A 20,385-nucleotide genomic window follows, 5' to 3' on the forward strand; every position below is an offset into this window, starting at 1 on the left:
CTCATCGAGTTATATTTTCATAGATCTTTTTCATTACATGTTCTGCAACAATGGGTGATACACTATTACCAATTTGCCTAAAACTATGCCATTTAGTTTTGTGAAATTGAAACCAATCTGGAAACCCTTGTAGCCTAGCTGCCTCACGAGGTGTGATTACCCTGTGCTCTGTAGGATGAATTGGCCTTACGGCTTGGTAAGAGCCTTTATCGCTCCCTGTACCAGCTCTTAAAGTAGGACAATATCCGTCTAATCTTAATCTTGGAAATCGTGATATTGTTTCAACACTTCCCTGCTCAACTTTACTAAAACGTAAAACCACTTCATCTTTATGTTTAGTTCCGATCATTCCATTAATTTCAGAATTAATGAGCAGTTTTTCGATTGCCAGACTATCACCCACATTTAGCGGTATATTCTTTGATAGGGCATCAATATAAGTTCCTTCAATCCCTTTTTTGATTTGAACCCATCCATTGACTACATTATCCACGGCTTCAGGCAATCCAAAAAGAGCGTCTTGAACTTTATTTTCAATACACTTTTGTGATGAAAATATTGGATATGATGACATTTGTGAAGATTTTTTTTTATTAAAACCGATAAAAAATACTCTTTTCCTCGATGTAGGCGCACCTACATCTTTTGCATTAATAATCACATGAGGAAGCAGATCAAAATTTTTCTCAACTAATGTGAAGGCTTTATTTCTAACTTCGTCATACTTTTTGTCTAATAAACCTGGTACATTTTCAGCAACAAAAAAATCTGGTTGTAATTCATTAACTAATCTAAAATAATGTAAAAATAACGAGTTTCTGGGATCGTTAACGTCCTGTTTCCCCATAGAACTAAACCCTTGGCATGGAGGTCCGCCAATTACGCCAGTCAACTCACCTTTGGAAAGTTTGAAAGCTTGGTTTAAATCCTCGCCCTTTAATGATGAAATATCATATTGTAAATGTTGTGTATTGGGGAAATTAATCTTATGTGAATTTATCGCAATAGAATCTAACTCGACAGCACCAGCTATAGAAAATCCCGCTTTCGCAGCACCTAAGCTCATGCCACCAACCCCAGCAAATAGATCAATGACTTTCAAATTCTATACCACCTTATCTATTGAAGCAAAATAACATTAGGTCGTTCGCTTGTTTTTTGTAGAAACTGCATAAATCTCCTTAAAAAACATTTAAGGAATATATAAATCAAAACAATCAAATAGCTACGTAAATCGACAACATCCAACAAGAATTCCTTTCGAGCATTATCTAAACAAAAATTATTCGCTATTACATGCTATATTCCTGCTCATTTCGGCTCTATAATGAAAATAATGTTTATTATATAAAAAATGATTAATACTGATATTTCTTTTTACATCTTTATTATAGACATTGGTAATAACCTTATCAAAAACCATCTTTAACTACGATCACACTTATACAAAAATTTCTCCATGTAGAAGATACACCTTACATTATACACAATATGATTTAGGTAAATCAGTTGTTTTTTCTTTGGCAAACTTTTTTCTTCAACTAATTACCTTTCCCAAGTTCCATATTTAAACCATCCGGCTCACACATGTTAGAGATTAATACGCACCTTTGGGGTCAATTAGCAATGTCAATGGGCTTTGTTTTTTATTTTCTTGAGATTGCAATTGTGTTCATCCAAGTCAATTCCGAAATGGTGAGCTGCTTCGTCTTTGCCTTATCCAGCCACGACTGATCCGAAATAACCTTCTCCTTCAGAAGCCTCTCAACACAATCCTCAAGCGTAATCCACTGATAATTTGTAAGATTCAATTTGTCGTCCTCCTCAAGTACATCATATTGGGTCAATTCATTTGAACGGATCAGTGCGATCAGCTTCCCTGCATAAGCCGAATCTGTAGCGTATCCGCAGTCATATAGCATGGCAGCTTGTTGCTTTGGAGTCTTAGCCGCCCGCACCCGGTAGTAACGTGGCAGCAGAAACAGTAAGTCCTGGTCTTTATAAAAATCGTACAGGCTATCGTAGACACGGAAGTTTGCAGTCGTATTAACCTTATGCCCGCCGTACTCTTCCCAAGTCCCTTTATTAATGCTGCGACCTTTCCAGAATCCGTTTGGCTTGCCGCTTCCGACCTTAATTCCGCCGAGATTGTACCAAGGATGAATAACACAACCTGTCTCTAAGATGTTTTGAGCAAGTCGAACGGATGGCAGCAGAGAAGACCCCTCCCCGCGAACACGCTGCACGATTGGCGCAAGCTTAGCAATAAAATCGGCCCTATCAAGCTTGGTCATCTTCCTCAGCCCTCTCCTTGGCCTGCTTAACGATCTGATGTCCGAATACAGCAAATGCCCCAGCAAGAACGCCCTGAATAACCGCCTCAGGGCCCCAACCAATCAGCCACACTGTAAGTCCCAAAGCAGCAGCAGTGACCATATAAACTATGCTCCAGTTCGGTACGCGAGGCGTTTGCTTTAATACATAGCCAAATACCCAACATGCGGCAACAACGATTAATAATTTCGGATCAATTAATTGATAAATAGCGTTCCATTCCATAAAAGAATCATCCTCTCAAATTTAGTTTTGTTTATCTGACCGGTCAAGCCGGTGATGCGCCTGCTTTGCAGACTCCTCAACCCTTGTAACGCGCTCTGCCAATGCATCGAAGCGTTGTCCTTGTACACGCTGCTCGAGTCGCATATCATCAACTCCACGCTTTATATAATCGACATCCGTTTTTAATGCAGCATCACTGCCGGCATCGTTCCGAGTACTTTGTCGAACCATTCGATTTTGACCGATCCACCCGAGGATAATCGCACTAATTATTCCGGCAGATGACAACAGCATCATGATTGATGATTTATCCATGTATTCCTCCTACTCCCGCTCACGTGTCATTGTAATTTTCTTTTGAACGTTATCCCATTGAACAGCCCATCCAGTTAGCTCCGCAACGTCCCGCAGTCCGATCATGTTTCTGCCTGCTAAAAGCTTAGGTGCGGTATAAAGCATGTGCGCTTCGCCGTTCACTGTAGCTATCGCTTTACCGGACCACATTTCAATAACATCACACTTCAGCTCAATTGGGAGCTCGGGCAACCTCAGTACGCCATGGCCTGTCTTTTGATCATAGCCGGCAGCTTCAATGTCCTGAGCATTTGCTATGACGAATTTATAGGTTTCGGAGAACGTGGGCTTCCTCTTGTTATCCTCAATGAATTTCTGCTTCCACAAGGCAATCAAGCCAACAACCCACGGAGCTGCAAAGCTCGTTCCTGTAATACCCATCCAGCCATCGGAAAAACCAGCAGACTGAATGCGAAGGCCATCCGAAAAGCCCATGACATCCAAATCATCGCCGCTGCGGTCCCAGGACGAATATGCTTTACGGTACGGACCGACAACTCCCTCCCACTCTCCCCACTGCACCGAGCCAACGCTTAACCAGGTTTTCTTTCGGCTGAACCCCGTAAGGCTGTCGGTCGCATTCAATCCGTCATTTCCTGCGCAGCAAACAAAAAAGACACCCGCGTCGAGTGCCTTCTGTTCCAATGCATTAAATTCGTCTGTACTGTAATTTCCGGTACCAGAGTAGTTGAAAACATCGATTCCGTTATCAATGCAGTATTGCAAGCTTTCCAGCCAGTTATCGCTCATTAGATGAATTTCGGCAGCTTCGGGAGCGATCAACGATACATCGATAACGCATTGTTGATGAGTATCTAAATTTTCAGAGAATCGAATCCCGAACGGGTCCAGGACGCGCCCACCATAACGCGCCCAATTTTTGCTTGAAACGCCTGCCACCTCTTGGATGGCTATCTTTATACCATGGCCTTTGTAACCGGCAGCGTGCCACTTATCAATGTGACAATAAGCGAGCTCATTTTCGTTCACTATATACACCTCCTATATGATTTTCCCCAGCACGACGCCGCCATGACCGACAACAGCCACAATAACCCGATCGTTTGCTGTTGGCGTATATGATGAAATGTAGGGATATAACCGCGTCCCCGCGACCGTCTCCCCATCGAAAAGAACCGCAGGTCTGCCGCTTGTATAATTCGCCGGTATCTTCCCGAGCAGTAAAGATGCTACAGCTTCGCCTTTATTGATAATTCGCAAAAAGTCCTCTGGCATCATATAAGGACCACTCTCCTTATTTTGTGCTTCATCTTCGATCCTGGACGCAGTTCGAACTCCCATGAAACCTCGCTATACTTCGCGTTCAGACCTAAAGACGAATATTGTAGCGTATAAACATCGCTATCACTATGCATCGGCATGATGGCTGTATCGAAGTCAACCGTTTCATAAACCTGGGATGCTTCGAAAGCTATCCTTTGCGCCAGCGCGTCGATCGTTGATTGATCGGCAGCTTCTTGTTGCTCGCGGTAATCCACAATCGTTCGACCGCGGCTGATAGTACTTGTCAAGCTCGAGCTATTGTTGTTTGTATAGCTGCCGATTAGTGGAGCCCTGTCTGGTTCGGATACGACAAGCACCCATTTATTAGCCACACCGAAGAGATCAAGCGCATGCTCGGCATCCGGAAATATTACGCTCTCTTCATTATCCGCATAAACATATTCACTCGCTCGATCGGCCGGCGACACATAAGGTTGAGCGACCGCAGCTCCATCCTCTGAAAAGAAAAGGGAGCGAAAATTTATCGCTCCAAGCAAATCGTTTATAATTTGCAGCTTCGTCTTTCCAGGATTCCAATCCCGCGCTGCCGGTAACGTTTTGGTCGTACTCGTCAGGTTTGCATCCAGAATACCGGCGCCGGTCAATAAGCTTCTAACCGCAGTAATATAATTCGTTCCGGACGATACCGTATAACGATCCACGACCTTATCATCAACAAGCAACTGCAACAGGTCATACGCTTCAATTTCACGCGTTATCGACCCAACATCGTTCACCTTCCGCGGTGGCGTTGACAAGAGGAACACACCCAGCGGCCACTCGGCCCAGCCGCCGTCAGGCATCCGCAAACGAGCATAAGGCTTGATGTGATCGCTTAAGTAGTTAATGCCGCCATCATCAACCAGTGTGAAACGAGCGGTCCGTTTGATTTGAGCCAGCGCGTTATTTGCGACCGAAGCCTTTAACACGTTCCCTAGTAACCGCTTGACCCGATTTTGATTATCCAACAGCTCATAACGAAAATCCATCGTCCGATTAACGGCATGCAATGCTTTTTTTACGGCATCCGCATCAAAGCCGTTTCTGTCTAATCGCATCATTCCAACATCTCACCTCCTATATTGGTCGAGATACTTTTTTTACTCTCGTATTTTTTCTTCTGTAGAGGAGAAATATTGATCATTATCAAATCAAATGGACTTTTTAAAGCAAAAGGTATTACTCAAAGATTGCTGGCACTGTTAACAGGAATCAGGCACCCAACAATCAGCGAAATGAGATTGAACAAACCAAGTCGTTTCTTGTTGTAAACTTGGACAAAATTTGCAACGATTTGTAAAGCACCATTTCAGAAACTGCCGAATATAAGAAAGAGCCAACGGAGTAATCCGAAGGCTCTTTTTATTCGACTTCATTTTCAGTGCTGGTTCCTTTTCTCAATATCTTTATGTCGTTCCAGAAAACCGAGCGTACTTAATAATACCAATTCGAATTGTTTTTCAGTTCCACAGTACAAATACAAAGATGTGATCGCTTCGTCACTAAGGCGAAAATTAACCATATTACCCAATGTCTTTTTATGGTCTTCTCCGATTGTGGCATCATTTATAAAGTTCAGTGTATAGAACACCGTCTTAAAATATCTATCCAATAACGAATGATGTTCGCGTGTTTCATAAATCCTATTAAAGTTTTGAAGAGGAGTATTTCCCAAATTATTTAGAGTAACTTTAACTACAAGCCATCTAAAATACTTTTCTCCTCTGCCAATTTCTTGATAGTGGTATTCTGATAATTCTTCATTCAAATCGTCTAAGTATTTAACTAGCTGCATTACAGTACCTTCAACCCTTTGCAAATTGAGCAGCTTTCGTTGTTCGTCATGAATATTACCTTGCCGCTCGCTCTCCAGTCTACCAAGTGTTATTTCTTCTTTCTGCTCTTCAAGTAACTTTCTTTGAATGCTTATGTCTTCACGTTGCAGTAAAATTGTAATAATTAACCCTGCGAAGGCAAGCCCAGAAAATAAGGCATTAATTGCACCAAACATATCGCCAAATGTCCCCGCTTGATCTGGTACATCCCACAGAGAAATCATTAACCACGACAGCCCCCATAGGGCAACAACACTGACACCAGCCAAAACAATATGCTTCTTTTTTATCATAAATCCACCATCCCCTTTTTATAAAGAGAAATTCGCCAAATATATCAATATTCCTTTTGTTTCCATTGTCCGTCTGCGACGTTATTCGTTATTTGCTGATTATGCTCCTCTAGTTCTTCATTCAGAGCATTGAGATTGTTTTCAATATTAGGCAATGCTTCACGCAACGTCTGTGCTCCAGTTAAATCCTCTAGGTTAGCTACCAGTTAAACCTCCTCGGTATAATCCAGTTGAATTATTTTAAGTTTAGTCGAGTAACCATAACGTTCGTCCGTTTCAGGTAAATCGGTTATAACACCGAAAACCTTTCTCCCACGTCCATCGCGGTAACAGATTGTTGATCGGCTTCTGGCTAGATTGCGGAGTACTTCAATACTTCCATCGTTCCGCATCAAATCGAGATCAACCGAAACGCTCCCCTCTTCTCCAATACCGAATTCAGCGACCGGCATAGCTCGACCGGCAAACTTCATCAGCTCGAGCTCCGGCTTCCAGGATGCTGACCGCCCTCTCCCATCAAGCGCAAACTTTCGGATTGTGCCGGCAGGATTGCCTAAATCATGCAACCATACACCGCTATCAAGGGTTATACCAAAGCTAGTTATGCTGCTTTGGCTGAAGGATCCATCGCTCGCCAGGGTACGCACGAAATAATTGTAAACGACGCCGGAAGCAACGGTATAATCCGCATACGAACCTCCTAAGAGCAGATTCGTTGCAATGCGAATAAAGTTTATATCGCCTTGCGCTCTACGGTGTATTTCGTTATACGCCACAGCTGGCTGTCCTCCGGTTGGTGCAGGGTTAGTAATATTTAGTTGAACATAACCTCGACAAGCAGTTTTTGAAAGGGAAGACACCGCAGGCGGCGTATAGCTTGTTGAGAATGAACGCGATTTCTGCAGGCTCTGAATGTTCTTCGCATCCCAAACCGTTACTTTTATTTTGTAATTGGAATTATTCGCAAGTGGAAAATCAATCGAACGGCTTCTTGCCACAACGCTCGAAACAACGCCGCTAGTCCATAGGACCTCGTCTCCGACGTTTGTCAGCCAAACTTGATAAGCAGACTGCCCTTCGCCTTCCGCGTCCGTAACGGTCCATTGAGCCGTTAGCGCAGCGGAAATAATAACTGTTTCATCGGTAGCTGGAGTTGTAATCGTAGCAACCGGCGTCGCGCTCGTATAAAACGAAGCATACTGGCTCCAAGGACCGGCTTCATTAGATACATCCCATGTCCGCACGCGCCATTGATATTGCTGCCCATTGACTAGATAGTTAGCAGACAGCGTTCGGCTTGATGTATAAGAAGTTATTTTGCCGGTATCGGTAACAGCGCTATTCGATACCCGCAAAAATTCGATTTGATAGGCCGTTTGTACATCGCCGGGATTAACATCAACAAAAGACCACGAACATAATGCGGTTTGCGTTGCATCAAAATTTGTACGCGCCAAGTTTATCGGTGCTTCCGGTGGATGGTTCACATAAGTCGATGATGCCTTTAAGGTATTTGTCGAAACCGAATCAATAAACAACAATAAAACCGTATCGTTTACATAGGTCGGCGCGTCATAAGCACCACTCGAACCGAAAAAAATCAGAACCGCGGATGACCACGACCCGCCGGATGGAAGCTGCTTCATGTAAAGATTAGTTTTTTTATAATAGACCGATATTCTATCAGCGTAGTCAACAACCGGAAGAGCGATCCCCATCGAGCTGGCATCGCTATCAAATAGCGAAAGTGATATCGCATCATTGAAATTGTTTGTTGATTTGCCGTAAAGGATATGGAGAGAAAAACCGCCAGATTGTGCGTTTATCAACAAATGGATTACTCCAGAGCTATCAATTACACACCTACCTGATCGGACAGCAGTCGCACCGGTCGCTCCTGCAGCTTGCAAAACAGTTGGAGTAATCACGATATTAAATCCCCAGCCCGTATTTCCCCCGGCATAGTTTATATTAGATGCGATCAACGGTGATGTTATAAGTAACTTATCTTTCGAAACACTGACAGTGATCAAGATCGGGCTATTTCCTTTTGCGTCTACCCACCAATCCTCGGTTTCCACATTTGAGGATGAAATGTTATACGCAGTTTTGTACGCGCTCCAAGTTGCACCACTGTCAGTGCTGGAATGATAAGCAATAATAGCCTGACTAGTTGAATGGGATGCATAAAACAGGTGATAAACGCCGTCAGCTGTTTTGCACACACGAATAGATGTATGACGCAGATTACCCGAATCGGCGCCAACCAAAAAGATTTGTCCACTTAAAGCTATATTACTTCGACGGTTAGCGATTTGATCCACATTAGAAACGGTTGTACAATCAATGCGATAAAACCACATGCCACTATCAGACGAAGTGCCGATGTACTTTGCGAAAATAATATAATTTCCATCAGCCCAAATCGAAGCATGCGGAGTGTGAAAATACCCATCATTAGGATGAGTTATAAAGAACAGTTGCGACCAGGTGACGCCATTGTCCATCGATTTATAAAAGTAATTTGTCCCGCTAGTCATATAAATTCCCGTATGGAAACTGGCGATAATCCATCCGTTTGCTAGCCTGGCAGTTGATTGAGGAACAACTTCGTTTATACCTGTTGTCACGGTAACAGTCGGGTCAATAACAATCGGATAATGACGCTCCACATCAGAGATCCACAAATTATTAACCGCGATATTGAATTCAAGTACTCCGTTATCATTCGCCGTTATAATGTACTTCCCACCGGTTGAAGCGCGCTCCGGTATCTTCGAATCAAAAACAACAATCGGTGGAAGAAAGAAAATCATATTCCCAGCGGCGTCAAATAGTTCAATGCTTCCTCCCGTTTCGAAAGGACCAGTTAAAGTTAAGCCATTCGCAACAACAGATAAATCATCATCGAACTCCATCCGGCCACCAAATACAAAGTCGATATTTCCAGACAGCCAGGGCATAGGATCGCGCTGGAATCCCTGCACCAATATTTGATGCTTAATGCGGTTGTTTTCAACAATAAACCAATCATCCACATCCGGCATTGATCGGTTATAACGCGCATAGTTCGCTTTCACTTCCAATGGCGCATCCTCGACCGTATACAAAAGGTCTTCCACACCGGATTCATCAACATACTTCATGTTTAAAGGTTGCCAGGCGAACGATCTCCCCTCGGACATAAAAACGACGCGGTTTCCTGATTGATAAAACTCAGCGGAAGCAAAACCGTTATCGGCTTTGTATTCTCCATCAGCAAGCTCATTTATTGTATTATCCAGTTGTTGATTTTCGATCTCAAAAACATCTGAAGACACAAGCCACACCCCCCAACAATAAAAAAGCGCGACCCTTCAGAGAGTCGCGCCTTCTTTTTAGACTTCGGTTTGTAATACTTCCAGGATTTCACCTGTATAATCAACTGTTAAAACAGAACCATCCTGCAGGGTATATTCAACGATTGGAGGTCTAATCGTCCAAGGCTTCCCGTTCTTATACCAAACGCCTGTCGGTACAAATAAAGTATCTGAGTAGGTATTATGCGAGATAGTAAACACCTTAACCTGATCGAGCGGGACCGCGCTCACGTTTGCATCGCTGACAAAAAAATTAGTTTGACCTCCACGAAGCTTTGAACCGTCCGATAATTGAGCCTGCCACATTGTCGCTATTGCTTGCATAAATATCACCCTCTCGCTCGCGCAGTTTGTTGGAACCTTGCAAAAAAATCATTTATCGATTTCATTTGAGCGATATCCGCGGCCGGGATAATTACCGAGCCAGGCGCGAATTCATAATTGTTTATTATATTAGGAGCAGAAGCTGCAGATATCGAAGCAGAGTCTATTCCTTTCAAATCCGGAACTTGTAACCCTTTCATCACAGGAACAGCGAGCTCGGCCATTGCGACAGCTTGACGTTGAATGTTTTTCAATGAGTTCTCTAAACCTTCAGCTAACCCCATGCCGGCGAAATCTCCGAGTTCCATCTTTACGCGGGAAGGTGAATGGATATCTAAAGCCTTCTGAATCGTTTTACTGACCGCATTGGCGATTTCGCGAGCCTTGGACATTACATCGTTCTTCATACCATCCATGCCATCAATAAGCCCCTGCATGGCCTGTTTGCCGATATCCGGCAGTTCAGCGGTCATGATATTAAACCCGCCGACAGTTCCGGTTCTAATTTCGCGAACCTTGTCTTCGAAAACTTTCTTCAAGCCATCGAGCTGCTTCGATGCTTCCTTTTTCAGCAGTACGATCTGAGCATCCGTATCAGTCCGCAAACCGGTCATTTGATCGAGCGCAGCAAACCGAGCGAGTTCCGTTTTTTCTTTCCATAACGACTGAAAGGTGAATAATTCCGAATCCGTCATGCTGTTTAAAGCAGAAATCTCCGCGTAAGCGTTCGGGCCCATTAAGCGAAGTTCTTCCACAAGGCCTTCATCAATGCCACGCGCGGCCAGTTCATGCAGGTTAACAGCCCATGTTTCTAAATAGCTGATCTGATTCTCCAGATTTGAAATGAGTTGCGAGCCAGCGACGTCAGCCTTCCTCGTCACTTCATCAAATAACCCTGAGAATGAATAGATCGACTTCGCTCTTTCATCCACCGCTTGCGCGTAAACTTCATTGAGCCGGAGTTCTTCGGCTTCAACATTGGCGTTAATTTCTTTAGTCTTCGTTAGAAACTCTTCGCCGGCTTGAGTAAGCGCATTGTATATTTCTTTGCGGACGTTGATTATATTCCTTTCAGCGTCCTCGTGCTCTTTGGTGCCGGCTTTATATCTTTCCTGGACCCGCTCCCAGGCAGCGAGCTCCTGGATCAAAGACAATTGATTGAACTCTTTTTTGTCTTCAACCCACTTTTTAGATGCGTCGAAACTTTTCTTTTGAGCGGCTTCTTCGGCCTTCAGCAGTTCTTGCTTCACGCGGAATATTTCGCGGTCAACAGATTTCCGTTGTTCTGAACCAGCCTTGTACTTGGTAGCTGCGCTGTTCCAAACCTTTAATTCCTCTTCCAAGGTAATCTTGTTGTAATATTTGCGCTCGTCGATCCAATCTTTTGTCGCATCATATGACGCCTTAGCGACCTTCTCTGCTGCTTTGGCAACATCCTTCTCGCCACTCTCAATACCTTTTGCCAATCCTTTAGCGGTGTAATAGCCGAGATCTGTCGTTACCTTCGAAGGAGAATGGATGCCCAAGAAATCACGAATGCCTTCAGGAATAACCTTGGCAATCTTCTCGACTTGTTTCTCAACCGCGCCAACCATCGAATCAATGCCTTTTAGAAGACCATCGATGATGTTCTTACCAATTTCCAATAGATTAATTCCGTGAAACCACCTCTCGGCGTTCCCCCAAATCTTCTTCATGGTATCGAAAGCAGCATCGAACGCGCCCTTCCAATCCCCTTGGAATAGCTTCGCAAACACTCGCACACCGCCAATGATGACATCGAGAGCCGTAGATATAACGAGCTTGATTGTTTCCCATGCAATGCGAATAACGCCTTCAATTACAGCCCAAACCACTCTAATGATCGTTTCTACGGCTGCCATTTGAATTTTTATATAACCGAATATGATGCCGAAAGTAGACTTAACCACAGCCATAATTGCAGCCCCGTGCTCATCCCATACAGCCTTCAGTTCTCCAAGCTGCTCCTGAACAAACGTCATGACTTCGTTAATGATCGGAAGCATGTATGCTTTAATCGCTTCCCAGGTATCTACAAATTTCTTTTTGATTTGATCCCAGGTCCGATCGATGAATTTCCGGAAATCTTCATTCTTGTTATATAGAATGACGATGCCGGCGATGATCGCCGCAATCGCAGCAATGGCAATGCCGATCGGTCCGGTTATCGCAGCAAAGGCTGCACCTAATCCAGCAGCTCCGGTGCCGGCTGCTGCCCCCGCGCCCGCGGCTGCACCGAATGACGCCACCAATCCGCCGATTGCGCTCACGACCGGAGCGAGAATGACAAGCAACGGCCCCAATGCCGCGAGGAACATGCCACCGAATACCACAGTTTGTTGCATGGCCGATCCTAGGCTATCGAACCAGGTCGCCGCGTCCGCGATCGCTGCGCTGATCTTAGGCAGCCATTCATCTGCAAGCTTTAACAGGATCACCCCGACCGCTTCCATATCAGCTTGGAACGTTTGCCAGGTTGACTTTAACCTCGACGCGAAATTATTGTTAAAGTCTTCACCGGCCTTTTGAGTGGAGCGCGTAAATTCAGTTAAACCGCCTTGGATATCGGTAAAGAAGGTTCTGAACTCCGGACCCAAATCCTCCAGCGGTGTACCAAATAGAGCAATTGAATTTTGCGCCCTTGCAGCTGGGTCTTTCACTGAAGCGAGCGCCGCTGTGACTGCAGCAAAGGCACTGTTTGCTGCTTCGCCCCCGCTATTGATGTTTTGTTCAATCTTAGTGAAATCTAACCCCAGCGCCCCGAGAGCCCCGCGCGAAGACTTAGATCCGTCACCAATTCGAATGAAACTTTCTTTTGCTACATCGCCCAATTTATCCAAATTGAAAGCTCCTGCTTTGGCGCCTTTAATGAGGATATCTGCGAACTCTTGCGCCGTATATCCTAATGCATCGAATTGCGGCGCATATTCGCGAAGCGTATCCAGAAGCTCTTCACTGAAATCGCCACCTTGCTGAAACCCGACCGTCATAATATCAAAAGCTTCAATATTAGATATTCCGAAGTTCTTCATCAGTACGCTTGCCGTTGCGATCGTAGCGTTATAATCAGCTTCGAAAACACTTTCTAAAACCTTCGCAGCACGTACCGTCTCATTCACACCCGCGGCCGAATCTTCCCCTAAAACTTGAAAAGCAGTCGAAACAGCTGCAGCGGCATCCTGAGCAGAATCAGCGATGCCATCTCGAAATAAACCTTCAAGAACAGGTTTCAAATCTTCGATGTTATCCCGTGCATAACCGGTCCGAGCTGATATTAAACTCATCGCTCCATCAAAGTCGGTCGCGGCGTTTACAGCGAGCCCACCAAGGGCAGCGAGCGGTGCCGATATGCCAACAGACATCTTACTCCCCACATTATCCATTGCATCTTCGGCTTTTTTAAAGCCGCCACTCGTTGCATCAAGCGTCCGCTGCAGACGTTCCCAAGCGTTCTCGGCCTGGTTTGCCGATGTACGTTGTTCTTCCAGTTCATTTGTCGTTGTTGATAGACGTTGATTTAACTGGTTATATTCGGTTTGCGCTCGAGCCAGCTGTATCGCGAGCCGTTGCGTTTCAGCAGCGTCTTCGCCTTTTTCACGCACAGATTCCTGAAAGGCAGCGTTCAAAACATTTACTCGCTGCTGCTGCAATTGAATCTGACGGTTAAGGTTTGTTGACAGAGCTTCTAGCCGTTCTTCTTCCGAAGAATATGCTCCGAGCGCCGAAGAAGCACTGTCAAATTCCGCTCTTACGAGCTGCATCGAGCGGTTGATTGCTGCCATTGAACTATTCAAGCCAGTATCATCAAAACTAATCCTGGCGACTAGATCGCCAACTTCTATATCGTCTGCCAAATCCTCACCCCCTACAAAAAGCCAATTTCATCAATAAGCGTTAATTTCTCGGCTTTTTCTTTGCCTTCTTTTCCGGCATGGCCGATCACTTCGAAATACCACATAATGTCCATTTCATCGATTTCCTTCAGAGATGACCCATTCTTCATTAGGCTTAAATATAATTCCCTCACGAAGTCGAGCGGGTCCGCTTCAGGATCTATTTCCCGTTTGGGTCCGGTTTAGAGCCAACCGCTTGAGTTGCTTTCTTGACGACCTTATTCAAGCAATCTGAAACGGCGTTGATTACGTTTTCCGCATCGATCCCGTTGTAATATTCATCTCGGGTGAATTGTTTGCCGAATAAATCAACGATATAATCGACCATTAAATCCAAATGATCGTCCTGAGAGCCTTCGGAAAGTGTCTTTTTCATCGCTACTGTTTTTCTAAATGCCATACCGCTGACGAAGTTCTGACGATAAGTTTTCTCTACCAAAACAGGGCCATCCTCATTCACTTCACCTGTTGGCACTTGTAGTTTAAGTTCTAACATTCTCATTACCTCCGAGTTTTTTTTTAAAAATACAAAAAAAGGGCAGCGATTAGCTACCCCGTTTTTGTTGTTTCTACGCTGTTGTAAATTTAGTTACGCTAGGAGCAACAAGAGCATTTCCGGCTTTGTCTCTTACGCCGACCGTTGCGATTGCCATATATTGCGTGGCAGCTGTAAGGGTCGCAGTCGGATCGAAGGTAACGATTTTCATCGTAGCATCAAGCACAAGCGATCCTGCCACTTGGGCGGTACCGTCTGCTTTTTGAACGATAAAGTTCGCTTGAGTAACATCGCTCGGACGAATAACCTCGTTGAACGTCCAAACGATATTAGCACCAACAGCAACAGCAGTCGCGTTGTTAGCCGGCACGATTGTAACTGTAGGAGCAGCAACGTCCACAGCGGAAGTGTAAACAGCATTAAACCAGTTCGTGATTACGGCAGCTGGAACATCAGCATCATCGCTATCAACGCGAGCGCGCCATTGTCCGTCCGTTTGACGCGGCAGGAACGTAGCGGAGATCGTCGGAGTTTGGAACGTAGGTGAATCTTCCTTCGTAGCGAACTCTTCCTCTGCCGGCGAGAATTTGCCTTTATAAAGCCATACATAACGGTATTGTCCGTTTGCTTTCTTGCTGCGGAAACCAAGCGCCACATAAGGTGCGTTGTCGTTTTTGTTATCAACCAGAACTCCATTTGAATCGATGGAAGCTCCGAGCAATGCCGCATGAACCGATTTCGGCAAGTCTTTAACATTCAATTCAACTTCTACCGCGCCCAGTGATGTGGCAACCGTGTCCGCTTGATCATCGGCATACAGCGTCTCGCTGTTAACTTCCGGAGAGATGCTTGCATTAATAGCACCCCAAATGCGTTGTGGTGCGCTGTAGACCTCCAAGACCTCGTCGGTCATAATTGCATAATGCGTCATATCTAATCCTACTCTTGGCACATCTATTCCCCCTCGAATTGCCCACGATAACGCAGGGCTTTGTGATAAATCTTTGTGTCCTGCTCGTAAAAATCAGGTCCACTTGTGCGCGCAAACCCTAATTCCTTCATCGTTTTGTCAACTTCATTTGCAATTGCAAAAGTGCTTGCTCTGCTCCAAACATCAATTTGAACGCTGATGGATGATGCATAAGCTTCATCGTCGGCAAAAGCAGCATCGGCATTATCAATTTCAAAGAAAGTGATTCGCGGGAATTCATCCGCTTGTTTGGCGACCAATTGATAAATCCGATCACCACCGAGCAGAGCAATCAGCTCCGCGTTGTTAAGCAGAGCCGTTCTAATTATTTCTTTTGCATTTATCATCAAGAGCGCAGCCCCTTCCTCAGTTCGTCAGTTATAATCTCCATGGCTTCCTGCTTTTTAGCGTGGAAAGCCGGTTCAATAAAAGGCGACGCTTGCTGATTGGAAGTTCCGAACTCCGAAAAGTGAGAGCGCCATTTGACGCGTTTCTTTGGGCCGACTAAAACAAACTTCTTCCCATCTACCCTTTTGACGCCACTTACGCCAATATTATCCTTGATGTGGATCTTATTTAATTCGGAGATTGGAGCACGAATGATCATATCGTCTGCCATCACTTGACCAGCTGCTTTCAGAGCCTTATTCTCAACGCGTTTAACGGCATTCTCGCCGCGCCTGCGGAGCTCGGCCAGTAACCCATCTATTCCATTAAGGTCTAGTCTGTTAGCCATTTAGAAGCACTTCCTGTGTCATAACATGCAGAATATGATCGCCATAAACGTCTTCCGGTGGAGCAATGATCGAATATATCCGGCCGCCGTCCACCAAGCGCATGCTTGAGTGGACGTCTGAGCGGTACCGGATTTTATATCGAACCGTATTCTCCGCATTCGCCGCGGCAGCAGCGAAGAACTCCCGTCCCTTTAGAGGTTCGCGAGCAGCCCAAACCGTAACGTAATTAGTCCACGATTCAGATACAATCCCTTCGTCGTCCGTATCAGAGGTTTTATTCTGAAACGTTATCCTTCGATCCAGCTTCGCCGGGTTCATCAGCTCCACCGCCCGCCTGTAGTTCCGCTATGGCTTTGATTGCTTTTGCCTTGCCCTTTACTCGAACACCATTCGGGAGCTCGAACACACCGCCTAGATGCGTAATTAGACCCGATTCGTCGGCAACAGGGTCATCATCGCGTTCGCCTTCCACTTCTTCACCTAGGAAGCCGAGATCAAGCAACAGCTTTGCCCTCGCTTCGTTGTGTGGAGTGTGGACGGATCCGACCGCGCAATAATTATGGTTGTCGTATTTATCAAGGAATTCATTAATGACAACATAAGATTTCAAGATTTCACCACCTCACAGAACTATATTTTCAGCTGCATAATGATGCTTTCCAGCGAAGCATTGAAGCCGTCGATCTTAATCGATGGATCGCGGTTCTCGTAATAGAGAGTACAGTACAGCATGATAGCCAGCTTATATCGAGCTTTGTCAGATTCGACCACTCCGGCATCAGTCATATACTCTTTGGCTGCGTCAATTAAAAGAGCCAAGACAAAATCATCCTGGCTCCCATCAATACGAAGATATTCCTTTAATTCTCCAAGCGTTAAATCGAGCATTCACAACCCCCCTATGCGGTCGTATTAGCTGTTACTTGAGAGCTAAACGCCGATTCGATRCCACCTTTAACAGATACAGCGGACACCTTGTATTGGTACGCTGTCGAAGCCGTTAGTCCGGTATTCGTAAAGGTTGTTGTTGCAGACGTTCCGACTTGGACTCCATTCCTGTAAATACGGTATTCCTGAATGCCCCCATCAGCGGTTACAGCACCCCAGCTAAGGGACGCTGTTGTTGCTGTTGTTCCAGTAACCGCTAAATTTTGGGGCGCATTAGGGTGTAACGACAACGTTCGCGATCCGGAATGCCGATTTAAGCTTGATTTTGTGGTCAAGCCAAGATGTAAGTACGAATAATTCGATGCCAGTCTTAACATCTTTATCGCGGTCGTAAAGTTGTTCCGGATCATAGTTGATGTGGGAGTAACGGAAATCACCGATGATCGGTTTAACAGCAGAATCACTGAATTCTACAGGCTTACCAAGAACTTGTTCAGGCTGCGCGCTGTAAAGCGAAGCGTTGCCGTTTGCAAGCGTCTCGATAATTTCCATGTAATCCGAGTATCTCATCATGATCGACGCGTTTTCGCGGTAGTCCTCATGCAGAGCAGCAATCGAGTTTTTGATCGCTTTGTACAGATCAGGGCCGTTAACTTGAGTGATAGCGTTTTGTGTGGAATAGAAAGACATCAATTCCTCGCCAGTAGCCGGAGATGTTGCGAACGCGACTTTCTTTTCTTTGGCTGCAAGGCCGCTTTGCAACGCTTGTTCAACAACTTGAACCAAGTTTGTGTCAGTTGCAGAAAGGATCGTTTCAGAAATCGGAACAAAAACCTTGAATTTGAAGCGGCCGAACGTTACAACATCGCCGTCAGCTTTCAGCTCTTTAGCTGTAGCAGTATCAGCAATGAAATCATCGTTCGTATCGAGAGTGAATCCGATTTTCGGAATTTCCAGGTTCGCAACGTTCGTCACAGTAGAAACGTTACGCAATGGGTTTTTAACAAACGGCTCATGCAACAATTCGTTTGTCATTGTTTTTGGAAGGATTTTCTCGCCGCCAGTGCTGTTTTTGTCACCAAGAGCTGCCTTAATCTCTTGTGGAACACTTTTTCCAGCCATAACCGCACGAACTAGACCTGCTTTTGCTGAATTAACAACATCTTTAGGGTCAATTGTGATCGCAGAAGGTTGCTTATGAAGGTTTTTCAATTGCTCAGCTTCCATTTCGTCATGCTCACGTTGCAAAATTTCGAAGCGAGCTTGCAAACCTTGCTCTTTCGTTTCCAGTGCTTTGATGTTTTCAATCAAAGCATCAGGCTTAGAAGCTTCAACCAGTTTGTCTTGCTTAGCTGCAGCCAGAGCTTTACCAATTGTGATCAAATCATTTTTAACATCGAATAGTGTTTTCATTTAAACGCCCCCAAGGTATGATTTTAGATTTTGTAATTCCAGACTTGCATTTGTAAGGATTTCCAGCCGTTTTTCCTCCGTCAACCCCTTATTTTCGGGTTGAACCGGCTCATCTTTTGGCGCTATGGCTTCAGGGACATTGCGATATTTTGCTAAAATGCCGTCGTTTGCTAAAGCTGCGATCTGCTTCGATTCTCCAACCACGTCAGCAAGGCCTAAATCAAACGCTTCTTGTGCGGTCAACCAGGTTTCAGCTTCCATGAGAGCAATGAGATTGCTTTCATCGAGCGCATCGCCGGCTTTATCGATGTAAGATTGCCGGATAGATGTATCAACCTTTTCGAGCATGTCGGCAGCTTCGCGAAGGTCCGTCGCATTACCGGCAGTAAACATCCAAGCGTTATGGATCATCATCATTGCATTGCTTGGCATGATGATTGTGTCACCCGCCATCGCAATAACTGAAGCGATTGATGCAGCTAGGCCGTCAATATGCACATTTACGTGCGCTTTATTGCGTTTCAGCATGTTATAAATAGCCACACCCTCGAAAACATCGCCGCCAGGAGAATTAATAAAAACATTCAGCGTTGACAACGTGCCCAGCGCGTCCAGTTCCCCTTTAAAGCTCTTAGCGGAATGCGCGGAGTAACCGCCACCCCATGACGCTATCTCCAGGTAAAGGTAAAGGTCGGCTTCATTAGCAGTTTGGTTTTTAAATTCCCAAAATTTCGTATTACTCATTTTTTGTACTCACCCCCTTTCGTTGCTCGACTGGCGTTTCTATAGGGTACAAATCACCGCTAATATACAACTTTTCTCCGCCTGGCATAGGTGGATGATCCTCAAAAGCGCGCGCTTCGTTCGGTGTCATTCCGCCGGATCGAATCATCTTAAAGTAAAAGTCACCGCGCGTTTGTGTGTCCCCACGCAAAAGAGCACCAACATTGAACTTGTAATAAAGTCCAGCGCGGCGCTCCTGTGTAGTAAGCAGCTTTCTATTAAATTCCTGTTCATATTGACGAACGATGGCAAGCAGCGTGTAGGTTACATACTCAAGGCTCATTTGCTCCATGCTTGAATAACTTGCGCCATCCGTCTCACCAAGCATGCTGACAGGCATGTTCAAGACGCTCGCCACGCGTGATCGGGTTATTTTTTCGACCTCAAACACCTTTGTATCGATGAAATTACGTGTTATTGGCTCGATATCAATTCCCGATTCCTGGATCAGCACGCCGCCATTGTCTTTATAGAAGTCCTTGAAGTTAGCAATTACTTCTGCTTTCTTCTCTTTGCTGATATGCGCAGCGTACTTCAGGATGAATGATGCATGAATAGCACCTTCCATCTGACTTAGGCTAAACTGCCGAACCTCTCGATCGAAGTCTATTGTGTTAATCAGGACGTCAATCGGACTGATTCCTTTATAACCATTTTGGAACGTATGGATATGCTTAACGTGGATAATATCGAGATTATGAACGTAATAACGCCCTTTATCACCTTCGACTTCATACCATAGCTCGCCGGAATCAGCTTCAATGATCGGTTCAACGCGGCTTGGATCGAGCACAACCAACTGGTCGAGCTGATGCATGCGGTTGTACATCTTCAGCGCGTAGCCGTTGCCATGAACGTTCCTATGTGTCTCAAGGATCCTGATAAAGTCGAAGCTCGTCATATTGTTATTCGGAGCATTCGAAATCTTATCGCCTTCATCAGTCTCAAACGGTCTGAATTCCTTATATAGCTTCAACGGCAGCGTCGCCATCGAGTTCGACAGCCGAGAAAGGGCTGCAAATATCGTTTCATTGCTTGCTAACTTCCCGCTTGAGCCCCATTGGAAGACGGAACGTCCGCCACGAAACCAGCGCGTAAAATCACCGCTCGTTACTCCGTCGTATTTGTTCCGTACCATTTTCCAAGCTGCTTTAGTTCTCTGCCAAATATTCAATT

General features: G+C 45.1%; 23 protein-coding genes. All 23 read right to left on the reverse strand.

Annotated elements, in window-relative coordinates; all coding sequences use genetic code 11:
* Nucleotide 1: 1 nt before the first annotated feature.
* The 23 genes from AC1DLI_RS21715 to AC1DLI_RS21825 all read right to left on the reverse strand — a co-directional run bounded on the left by AC1DLI_RS21715 (nt 2) and on the right by AC1DLI_RS21825 (nt 20,383).
* Nucleotides 2–1,102: a DNA cytosine methyltransferase gene (locus AC1DLI_RS21715; RefSeq protein WP_477606329.1), complete on the reverse strand. Its 1,101-nt coding sequence runs from the start codon at nt 1,100–1,102 to the stop codon at nt 2–4.
* A gap of 544 nt (nt 1,103–1,646) precedes the next feature.
* A complete protein-coding gene (locus tag AC1DLI_RS21720) occupies nt 1,647–2,294 on the reverse strand; it encodes a glycoside hydrolase family 73 protein (protein ID WP_477606331.1) in 648 nt (215 codons plus the stop codon).
* The gene (locus AC1DLI_RS21725; protein WP_477606333.1) at nt 2,281–2,559 is read right to left on the reverse strand and encodes a phage holin family protein; all 279 of its coding nucleotides are present in this window, start codon (nt 2,557–2,559) and stop codon (nt 2,281–2,283) included. Before AC1DLI_RS21725 ends, AC1DLI_RS21720 begins: the two co-directional genes overlap by 14 nt.
* Nucleotides 2,560–2,580: 21 nt before the next feature.
* Nucleotides 2,581–2,874, reverse strand: coding sequence for a hypothetical protein (locus tag AC1DLI_RS21730; protein WP_477606335.1), 294 nt, complete (start codon nt 2,872–2,874; stop codon nt 2,581–2,583).
* Nucleotides 2,875–2,883: 9 nt separating this feature from the next.
* Nucleotides 2,884–3,903 (reverse strand): S8 family serine peptidase, encoded by a 1,020-nt coding sequence (locus AC1DLI_RS21735; protein WP_477606337.1) that lies wholly within the window; start codon nt 3,901–3,903, stop codon nt 2,884–2,886.
* A 12-nt stretch (nt 3,904–3,915) separates the two neighbouring features.
* Nucleotides 3,916–4,152: a hypothetical protein gene (locus tag AC1DLI_RS21740; RefSeq protein ID WP_477606339.1), complete on the reverse strand. Its 237-nt coding sequence runs from the start codon at nt 4,150–4,152 to the stop codon at nt 3,916–3,918.
* Nucleotides 4,149–5,258 carry a hypothetical protein gene (locus AC1DLI_RS21745; protein ID WP_477606341.1) on the reverse strand — a complete coding sequence of 370 codons (1,110 nt, stop codon included), beginning with the start codon at nt 5,256–5,258 and terminating at the stop codon, nt 4,149–4,151. The genes AC1DLI_RS21740 and AC1DLI_RS21745 overlap by 4 nt, the downstream gene beginning before the upstream one ends.
* Nucleotides 5,259–5,575: 317 nt before the next feature.
* Nucleotides 5,576–6,325, reverse strand: coding sequence for a putative phage abortive infection protein (locus AC1DLI_RS21750; protein WP_477606343.1), 750 nt, complete (start codon nt 6,323–6,325; stop codon nt 5,576–5,578).
* Nucleotides 6,326–6,369: 44 nt separating this feature from the next.
* Entirely contained in the window at nt 6,370–6,492 is a 123-nt protein-coding gene (locus tag AC1DLI_RS21755) for a hypothetical protein (RefSeq protein ID WP_477606345.1), read from the reverse strand.
* 39 nt (nt 6,493–6,531) lie between these two features.
* Nucleotides 6,532–9,645 (reverse strand): glycoside hydrolase family 78 protein, encoded by a 3,114-nt coding sequence (locus AC1DLI_RS21760; RefSeq protein ID WP_477606347.1) that lies wholly within the window; start codon nt 9,643–9,645, stop codon nt 6,532–6,534.
* Between the two features lie 57 nt (nt 9,646–9,702).
* Complete coding sequence (locus AC1DLI_RS21765; protein WP_477606349.1) at nt 9,703–10,008, reverse strand: hypothetical protein; 306 nt, start codon at nt 10,006–10,008, stop codon at nt 9,703–9,705.
* A 5-nt stretch (nt 10,009–10,013) separates the two neighbouring features.
* On the reverse strand, nt 10,014–13,883 hold the full coding sequence (locus AC1DLI_RS21770) for a phage tail tape measure protein (RefSeq protein ID WP_477606351.1): 3,870 nt from the start codon (nt 13,881–13,883) through the stop codon (nt 10,014–10,016).
* 199 nt (nt 13,884–14,082) lie between these two features.
* The gene (gpG, locus tag AC1DLI_RS21775) at nt 14,083–14,418 is read right to left on the reverse strand and encodes a phage tail assembly chaperone G (RefSeq protein WP_477606353.1); all 336 of its coding nucleotides are present in this window, start codon (nt 14,416–14,418) and stop codon (nt 14,083–14,085) included.
* 73 nt (nt 14,419–14,491) lie between these two features.
* Entirely contained in the window at nt 14,492–15,370 is an 879-nt protein-coding gene (locus AC1DLI_RS21780; RefSeq protein WP_477606355.1) for a major tail protein, read from the reverse strand.
* A 2-nt stretch (nt 15,371–15,372) separates the two neighbouring features.
* On the reverse strand, nt 15,373–15,735 hold the full coding sequence (gene gp17 / locus AC1DLI_RS21785; RefSeq protein WP_477606357.1) for a tail completion protein gp17: 363 nt from the start codon (nt 15,733–15,735) through the stop codon (nt 15,373–15,375).
* Entirely contained in the window at nt 15,735–16,124 is a 390-nt protein-coding gene (locus tag AC1DLI_RS21790) for an HK97-gp10 family putative phage morphogenesis protein (RefSeq protein WP_477606359.1), read from the reverse strand. The genes gp17 and AC1DLI_RS21790 overlap by 1 nt, the downstream gene beginning before the upstream one ends.
* On the reverse strand, nt 16,117–16,443 hold the full coding sequence (locus tag AC1DLI_RS21795; RefSeq protein ID WP_477606361.1) for a phage head closure protein: 327 nt from the start codon (nt 16,441–16,443) through the stop codon (nt 16,117–16,119). Before AC1DLI_RS21795 ends, AC1DLI_RS21790 begins: the two co-directional genes overlap by 8 nt.
* Nucleotides 16,400–16,735 carry a hypothetical protein gene (locus AC1DLI_RS21800; RefSeq protein ID WP_477606363.1) on the reverse strand — a complete coding sequence of 112 codons (336 nt, stop codon included), beginning with the start codon at nt 16,733–16,735 and terminating at the stop codon, nt 16,400–16,402. The genes AC1DLI_RS21795 and AC1DLI_RS21800 overlap by 44 nt, the downstream gene beginning before the upstream one ends.
* 20 nt (nt 16,736–16,755) lie before the next feature.
* Nucleotides 16,756–17,013 carry a head-tail connector protein gene (locus AC1DLI_RS21805; RefSeq protein ID WP_477606365.1) on the reverse strand — a complete coding sequence of 86 codons (258 nt, stop codon included), beginning with the start codon at nt 17,011–17,013 and terminating at the stop codon, nt 16,756–16,758.
* Nucleotides 17,014–17,024: 11 nt separating this feature from the next.
* On the reverse strand, nt 17,025–17,390 hold the full coding sequence (locus AC1DLI_RS21810) for a fibronectin type III domain-containing protein (RefSeq protein WP_477606367.1): 366 nt from the start codon (nt 17,388–17,390) through the stop codon (nt 17,025–17,027).
* Nucleotides 17,287–18,426 (reverse strand): phage major capsid protein, encoded by a 1,140-nt coding sequence (locus AC1DLI_RS21815; protein WP_477606369.1) that lies wholly within the window; start codon nt 18,424–18,426, stop codon nt 17,287–17,289. The genes AC1DLI_RS21810 and AC1DLI_RS21815 overlap by 104 nt, the downstream gene beginning before the upstream one ends.
* Nucleotides 18,427–19,170, reverse strand: coding sequence for a head maturation protease, ClpP-related (locus tag AC1DLI_RS21820; RefSeq protein ID WP_477606371.1), 744 nt, complete (start codon nt 19,168–19,170; stop codon nt 18,427–18,429).
* The gene (locus AC1DLI_RS21825; protein ID WP_477606373.1) at nt 19,163–20,383 is read right to left on the reverse strand and encodes a phage portal protein; all 1,221 of its coding nucleotides are present in this window, start codon (nt 20,381–20,383) and stop codon (nt 19,163–19,165) included. Before AC1DLI_RS21825 ends, AC1DLI_RS21820 begins: the two co-directional genes overlap by 8 nt.
* Nucleotides 20,384–20,385 lie beyond the last annotated feature (2 nt).

Source organism: Paenibacillus sp. 01T443, assembly GCF_056398325.1.